Genomic DNA, 7394 nt, shown 5'->3' with positions numbered 1-7394 from the left:
TGAATGGGTTCATGTGCAGCTCCATCAGCAAAAGGGGATGATAAGTTTATCACCACCGACTATTTGCAACAGTGCCGAAAAAATAGCCTAAATAGGCTGATTCGATGTGTTTGCGGGAAAAAAATCGGCCCAGATCCGCGAAATTTTAATCAGCGAGTCAGCTTGGGAAGAAATGACCTGCTTATTCGCACCTTCCCTTGATTTTCGATAGAATCAGGATCATGCTACGAACCATGAAAATTACACTGACTCCTCAACAGAAACTGCAACTCGAACAAATGCACGACATTGAACGTGATAGTCGAGTTTGCGACCGTATTAAGGCTGTTTTGCTGGCTTCTGAAGGCTGGAGTCAGACTATGATTTCACAAGCTCTTCGTATTCATGAATCGACCGTTGCTCGTCATCTCAGCGACTACGTTCTTTCTGAAAAACTTAAGCCTGAAAATGGCGGAAGCCAAAGCAAGCTTTCTGCTACTCAAACCATGCACCTAATCGAGCATTTGACTGAGAAAACCTATTCTCATACGCATCAAATTGTCACTTACGTTAAAGAGACATTTGGACTGGATTACACGGTTTCTGGTATGAATAAATGGCTTCACCACAATGGTTTTAGCTACAAGCAACCGAAAGGCGTACCACACAAGTTTGATGAAGCACAACAGCAAGCATTTATAGAGGCTTATGAAGCGTTAAAGGCAAGCTGTGGCAAGGATGAATCGATAGTCTTTATCGACGCAGTTCACCCAACACTATCAACAAAAATATCTCATGGCTGGATACGAACTGGTCAGGATAAAGTGATTGAAACAACGGGTAATCGTAGCCGATTGAACATTATTGGCGCACTGAACTTGTCGGATATTGGAGCAACCATTGTTCACAACTATGAGAACATTAACAGTGAATCGATTGTTCGCTTTTTCTGTGAGTTAAGAAAGAGTTATCCCTTAGCTCATAAGCTTCATATCATCTTGGATGGTGCGGGATATCACCGCAGTGACTTAGTCAAAGATGCGGCGTTTGTCCTGAATATTGAACTGCATTATCTTCCACCTTACAGTCCAAACCTCAACCCAATCGCGCGGCTATGGAAAGTAATGAATGAGAAGTCGAGGAACAACGTTTACTTCAAAAGAAAACGGGACTTCAAGGCGGCAATAGACCAATTTTTTGCAGTGACTCTTCCAGAGATCGCAGGCTCTTTGACATCTCGAATTAATGGTAATTTTCAGGTTCTCAAGCCAGCATCTTCAAGTTGATTCGGTATATAATATGTTTTCAACGAATCTGGAGAGATGAAGTGCCATGTGTGTATGGCACTTCATCTCTTATTTACTCATTGACTCCGTTACCGTCTGCCAGGTTATGAAACCACCACTCAGATTATATGTCCGGAAGCCGTGAGCCTGCAGAATACGGTATGCCACATGCCCGCGCAGGCCACTCTGACATCCTATAAAAATTTCTTTATCTTTAGGCAATTTTCCAAGGTTTTCCCGCAGGGAATCAAGAGGGATGGATAGCGCGTCAGGATATTCACCAAATTGTTTCAGTTCGGCAGGAGAGCGAATATCAAGTAAACAATAACTGCCCGGTTCCCGTTGTAACACATCGCTGACATGACATATGACCGTATCTCCTTTCATTACATTTGTCGCCACCATACCAGCCTGGTTAACGACGTCCCTTGCACTGTTAAAAGGTGGAGCATAAGTCAGCTCAAGATGTTCGAGATCGTTGACGGTAAGCCCCGCGCGCTGTGCGACAGACAGGACATCGATGCGTTTATCAACCCCTTTTTTCCCTGATGCCTGAGCCCCGAGAATTTTACCGGTATCGGGGCTGAATAGCAGTTTCAGACTGATCATCGTTGCCCCCGGGTAGTAACCGGCATGATCAGCGGCATGGACGTAAACCTTCTCGTATCGGGTGCCATGAACTTTCAGCTGCTTTTCATTCGCACCGACGCTGCCAATACTCAGCGAAAATACCTTACAAATGGATGTCCCCTGACTGCCATGGTAAAGGCTGTGACGATCTAGCATGTTATCAGCAGCAATGCGTCCCTGGCGGTTGGCGGGCCCTGCCAGAGGAAAATTAGCGGGTTCCTGAAAGACAAAGTCTGGGGTTTCAACGGCATCCCCCACGGCGTAGATGTCAGGGATACTGGTCTGCATACAGGCATTGACGCTTATGCCTCCCCGTTTACCCACTGCGAGCCCGGCTCCTGTGGCAAGGCTGTTCTCAGGTTTTACCCCGATGGCGAGAATAACCATGTCGGTCTGCAGAAACCCACCCTCAGACAGTGCAACGCGGAATCCCGTCTCTGTCCGCAGTACCTCGGTGAGCGCCGTTCTGAGACGCAGATCCACGCCATGACTCCGGATTTCCTGATGCAGGGCAGATGCCATTTCAGGATCAACCGGAGCCATAACCTGTTCCCCCATCTCCAGCAGGGTCACACTGATCCCCCGTTCGCTCAGAGCCTCCATCACTTCAAGTCCGATAAATCCCCCCCCGACAAGCGTGGTGTGAGCTACGTGATGTTGCTCAATCCACCCCAGGATAGCATCCATGTCAGTAAGATTTCGCAGCGTAAAGACACCCTCTTCCTGTAGCCCGGGCAAAGGAGGGACAACCGGAGCGGCGCCGGTACTGAGGAGCAGACGATCCCATTCTTCGCTATAGACCTCCCCTGAGGTCAGATTTTTAACCGTCACCGTTTTATTAACCGGATCCACTGACGTCACTTCATGACAGATACGGACGTCTATGTTAAAGCGGGATTTAAAATCCTCCGGGGTTTTCAGAATCAGTGACTGCCTTAAAGGAATTTTTCCGCCTATATGATAAGGTAATCCACAGTTGGCGAAAGAGACATCGCTTCCCCGTTCAAACACAACAATACTGACATCCTCTGATAACCGACGAGCTCTGGCTGCAGCGGATGCCCCGCCGGCAACACCACCAACAATCACTATTTTCATTACATCCTCTCTGTTCACCCGGGGCAAAAATGCCTGCCAGATATAATCGTTTCCCCGGGCCGGCAGGACGCTGCAGACCTGACGAACACGATGGCAAAATTACGATACCGTCAGTATACTAAATTATATTATATAAAAACACATAGTATGAGAAATCAGCAATGCTCATGAATGAAGACACAAAACGTCAGACAGATATGAAGAATGCGGCCCTGAGGGCAGCAGATGTCTTACGGGGACTGGCCAACAGCGACCGGTTGCTGTTGATGTGTCAGTTAAGCCTGGGGGAAGCGAATGTGGCCGGGCTGGAAGCGGCGGTCGGTATCACTCAGCCGACCCTGTCCCAGCAGCTGGGTGTAATGCGCCGCCTGAAGCTGGTCGAGACCCGACGGGCAGGTAAAATGGTATATTACCGTATTGAGGATAACCGTATCATGACGTTGTTAAATACCTTATATGATCTCTACTGCCCGCAGGCAGGCATCGGTAAAGGAAGCCATAACAACGAATAATATGATCCTGCTTTCCCCGTAAACCGTTTTATCCGTGCATCATTAACCCTGTTCAGGCTGTGAAATGCCAGACCGGAACCTGCGATACCTTAACGGGAAAACAACAGTGGTCCGGATATACCAGCCGATGATGCCCGTCACGGACTGTATTTCTCGTTCACGCATTCACTGATTAACCCACTGATTCAATGGTGTTTAATACTGTGACGGTCAGAAAAAACAGCCACAGGAACACGGATGATTCTGCACTGTCAGTAATAGCCTGTGGCTGACAAACCGTTTTTTCTGCTGCCACGTGGTGACATTATTCAAGCAGGCTACGCAACATCCAGGCAGTTTTCTCATGTAACTGGATACGTTGTGTAAGCAGATCTGCTGTGGCTTCATCATTCGCATTATTAACGAGCGGGAACAGGGAGCGTGCAGTTTTAACCACGGTCTCCTGGCCCTGGACAAGATTTTCAATCATGTTTTTTGCTGCCGGAATATCCTTATCTTCATTAACCGCTGTTAAACGTGAAAATTCATGATATGTGCCGGGCGCGAAGCATCCGAGCGAGCGTATACGTTCAGCGATATCATCAACGGCAGTGGCCAGCTCATTGTATTGATTTTCAAACATTAAATGTAAGCTGTTAAACATGGGGCCAGTTACATTCCAGTGATAGTAATGTGTTTTTATATACAGGGTATAGGTGTCAGCAAGAAGCCGGGACAGGCCGTCTGCAATCTCCACCCGGGATGATTCAGCAATACCAATATCAATGATTTGTTTACTCATAACTACCTCTTACACGGTTTCAGTGGAATATACGATATGCGATTATTCTTTCCGGTCTGAGCAAAACACGCCTCAAATTTTTATAATAACCAGGTACACCTGTCGTCTGTCACACTAGCGATGCGCCAGAGCAATATCCTGCGACGGAACAATGAATTTCGCCGTGGCACGTGCCACTGTCTGCTGTCCTTTTGTCAGCCATGCTTCAAGCAGGTAAATCCCCCTGCGTTGCCCAAGCAGTCTGGCACATACCATCAGTTTGTCTCCGGTACAAACGGGTGAAATGAATCTTACCGTCAGTTCAGCCGTCAGGGCTTGCACACCCTGCATGAACAAACAATGAGTCATTGCTGCATCCAGCAGGGTACTCGTCATTCCGCCATGTAAAAGACCCGTATACCCCTGATGCCTGTGATTGGCCGTGTAGTCCGCACATACAGAGCCATCCGGGTGCTCTGAAAACATTAAGTTCACCGTATCAGGGTTGTTGTCGCGGGAACTACAGACCATACAACAGGTATGGGCCTTTCTGGCATCAAGATAACAATTCATCTGTTTCTGCTCAGCGTCCGGTTGTACTGACGGGAGGCATCCGGAATTCAGTCAGCTGAGGGGCTCCCCCGGCATCATTACTGCCTCCTCCACACATTCCGGCTCCTGGTTTATACACAATACGGGTCTGATAAAAATCACCGCCCGTGATGAAATAAACTCATGAATGGCAACAGCGCCCGTTTCCGTGATGATGCTGACGCCCACCCTGGCACGCATTTTCTGCTGTGTTCCCGTCAGAGTGACAGCATTTTTTCCCTTTCGCCTCATGATGAAAGGACTGGCGTCCCTGCTCCGGCTTATTCAGTTCAGTCAGAACACGGGTATCCGGATCACACAGTTCAGTGAACAAACGACGACCACAGTCAGTCTGGTACACCGCGATCTGATGCCCCAGTAATTTACCCAGCATCCGTTCCCCGATATTACGGACCACAACGCGGCTGACTTGCTGTTGAACCAGCAGGTCAACCAGCTTCCGTTTACCTGAACAATCTGCGCCCAGCGCGGGATTTTCTGTCCGGCTGAGCTCCACACCGCGCTCATCCACCAGGACAAGGTGACTCGCTTTGGTAAAATGATTTGCTACCCGGTCGTCATTCACTGGAATGGCTGTGATCATCTTGTGTAACTCCTTCCCTTTCAGAGTGCATTATTAAGGCCTTGCCCTGAGTGAGACAGTCCACAACCTTAAAACGGGCTGCTTTCAGGACATTGGCCAGTGTCTGCCTTGAAACCCCCATTGCAACAGCCGCTTCCTGCTGTTGCATGCCCAGTAAATCGACCAGCCGTAACGCTTCAAACTCATCTTCTTTTAAATGAACATGTTCAAGCTGGCTCATCGGTCGCGCATTGGGCTTAAAACAGGTATCCGCAGGGCGGCCACAGATGTTACGGGGAATTCTGGGTCTTGGCATGAAGGCTCCTTATTGGCATATGCTATATATACACTCATAAACTGGCATATGCAATATACTCTGCTCACCGGTGGAGAATTTTTTGCTTTACCCTGGAGTCTGTAAGTGGGCAGCAGGTCATGAGAGATGAAGAGAAAGAAAACAGATACTGTATGAGACTCAATTTAAAGTGCTGCCATAAGGGGGTCGTCTCAGAAAACGGAAAATAAAGCACGCTAAGCCGGTGGCAGCGGTCGCAATGGCCTGAACTTCCCCGCACCGACCTTGGCACTGCTGCGCCATAGGTAATCGCCGGTCAGGTTGATATGCTCCCACCCCAGCGGGGACAGATATTGCAGCAACGTGTCGTCCAGCGCCTTGCCGTGGGCACGCAAAGCACTGGTGGCACGCTCCAGATAGACCGTGTTCCACAACACGATGGCCGCCGTCACCAGATTGAGGCCGCTGGCCCGGTAGCGCTGCTGCTCAAAACTGCGGTCGCGGATTTCACCCAATCGGTAGAAGAAGACCGCCCTGGCCAGCGCGTTGCGCGCCTCGCCCTTATTCAGCCCCGCATGGACGCGGCGGCGCAGCTCCACGCTTTGCAGCCAATCCAGAATGAACAGCGTGCGCTCGATGCGCCCATACATCCGCACCTTGTCGTTGATCGCCTTGCCGGAAGCCTGGAACTGCTGTTGATGCTTGTTCTTGGCCGCATTGAACAGCTTGCCGATGATACGGTCGTGAAGGTCGATGATTTCATCAGTGACGGTGGCCATGCCCTCGATGGCCAGTGCTACCAAGGTGGCGTAACGCCGCTGCGACTCGAACTTGACCAGGTCGGCGGGCGTCATCTGGCCGCCTTCGCGGGCGATCTTGAGCAAGCGGTTTTGGTGTACCTGCCGTTCGATGCCAGCAGGTAGGTCAAGCGCCTGCCAGGCTTTGAGGCGTTCGATGTGTTCAAGCATGTGGCGCGAGTTCGGCTTGGCGGGCGATTGGCGCAGCCACGCTAGCCACGTCATTTTGCTACCATCCTTGCGCTTGAGCAGTTCGTCCAGGCGCTGGCGATGGACAGGTATCAAGGAATCGGCCAATGCCGCATGGATGCTTCGGTTGGCACGGGTAATGGCCTCGGCGCTTGCGCGCTCGATGGCATTCATGGCGGGTAGGATGATGCTCTGCCGCCGCAGGTTTTCAACAAGGGGGCTGGCCAGCACAATGCCTTTGTCTGTTTGCAAGGCCAGTTCGGTCAATGTATGCACGGCTTGCCGGTAATGACTCATGGTGAAGGGCTTGAATCCAAACACCGTTTGCAGCTCGACCAAGTGCTCCCGCCGTGTCTGCTCGCGCTGGCCGTAATGGTTCCAGCTTTCCACCGGCACCTTGAGTTGTGCGGCCACCATGCGCAGCAGGGGCAGAAATGGAGGATCATCGACGCCCAAGAAGATGCCAGGGAATCGCAAGTAGCAAAGCTGCACGGCGAAGCCCAATCGATTCGCGGCGCCGCGACGCTGACGGATCACCGACAGGTCGGTTTCGTTGAACGTGTAGTGCCGTATCAGTTCGTCTTTGGCATCTGGCAGGGCACTGTTGCAAATAGTCGGTGGTGATAAACTTATCATCCCCTTTTGCTGATGGAGCTGCACATGAACCCATTCAA

8 protein-coding genes are annotated in these 7394 nt (G+C 50.4%); 2 read left to right on the top strand and 6 right to left on the bottom strand.

Translation table 11 applies throughout. The features are described from left to right. The first annotated feature begins 233 nt into the window (after positions 1-233). Positions 234-1265, top strand: coding sequence for an IS630 family transposase (locus tag NA389_RS21740; RefSeq protein WP_025760365.1), 1032 nt, complete (start codon positions 234-236; stop codon positions 1263-1265). Between the two features lie 69 nt (positions 1266-1334). On the opposite strand, the gene NA389_RS21735 is transcribed toward NA389_RS21740, so the two are convergent. Next, a complete protein-coding gene (locus NA389_RS21735; protein WP_025760366.1) occupies positions 1335-2993 on the bottom strand; it encodes an FAD-dependent oxidoreductase in 1659 nt (552 codons plus the stop codon). 161 nt (positions 2994-3154) lie between these two features. On the opposite strand from NA389_RS21735, the gene NA389_RS21730 reads away from it, so the two are divergent. Next, positions 3155-3505, top strand: a complete 351-nt coding sequence (locus NA389_RS21730; RefSeq protein WP_032672761.1) for an ArsR/SmtB family transcription factor — start codon at positions 3155-3157, stop codon at positions 3503-3505. A gap of 304 nt (positions 3506-3809) precedes the next feature. On the opposite strand, the gene NA389_RS21725 is transcribed toward NA389_RS21730, so the two are convergent. The 5 genes from NA389_RS21725 to NA389_RS21705 all read right to left on the bottom strand — a co-directional run bounded on the left by NA389_RS21725 (position 3810) and on the right by NA389_RS21705 (position 7356). Further along, on the bottom strand, positions 3810-4286 hold the full coding sequence (locus tag NA389_RS21725) for a Dps family protein (protein WP_000043177.1): 477 nt from the start codon (positions 4284-4286) through the stop codon (positions 3810-3812). Between the two features lie 114 nt (positions 4287-4400). After that, entirely contained in the window at positions 4401-4751 is a 351-nt protein-coding gene (locus NA389_RS21720; RefSeq protein ID WP_023135766.1) for a PaaI family thioesterase, read from the bottom strand. A 247-nt stretch (positions 4752-4998) separates the two neighbouring features. Continuing rightward, positions 4999-5460 (bottom strand): NifB/NifX family molybdenum-iron cluster-binding protein, encoded by a 462-nt coding sequence (locus NA389_RS21715; protein ID WP_000626969.1) that lies wholly within the window; start codon positions 5458-5460, stop codon positions 4999-5001. Continuing rightward, a complete protein-coding gene (locus NA389_RS21710; RefSeq protein ID WP_001137910.1) occupies positions 5435-5755 on the bottom strand; it encodes a DUF134 domain-containing protein in 321 nt (106 codons plus the stop codon). Before NA389_RS21710 ends, NA389_RS21715 begins: the two co-directional genes overlap by 26 nt. A gap of 215 nt (positions 5756-5970) precedes the next feature. Further along, positions 5971-7356 (bottom strand): DUF4158 domain-containing protein, encoded by a 1386-nt coding sequence (locus NA389_RS21705; protein ID WP_088244426.1) that lies wholly within the window; start codon positions 7354-7356, stop codon positions 5971-5973. Between the last annotated feature and the right edge of the window lie 38 nt (positions 7357-7394).

This window comes from Salmonella sp. NW645, assembly GCF_051703725.1.
GTDB classification, from domain to species: domain Bacteria; phylum Pseudomonadota; class Gammaproteobacteria; order Enterobacterales; family Enterobacteriaceae; genus Salmonella; species Salmonella enterica.
The sequence above is the reverse complement of the archived record's forward strand: the minus strand, read 5'-3'. Positions and strand labels throughout refer to the sequence as shown.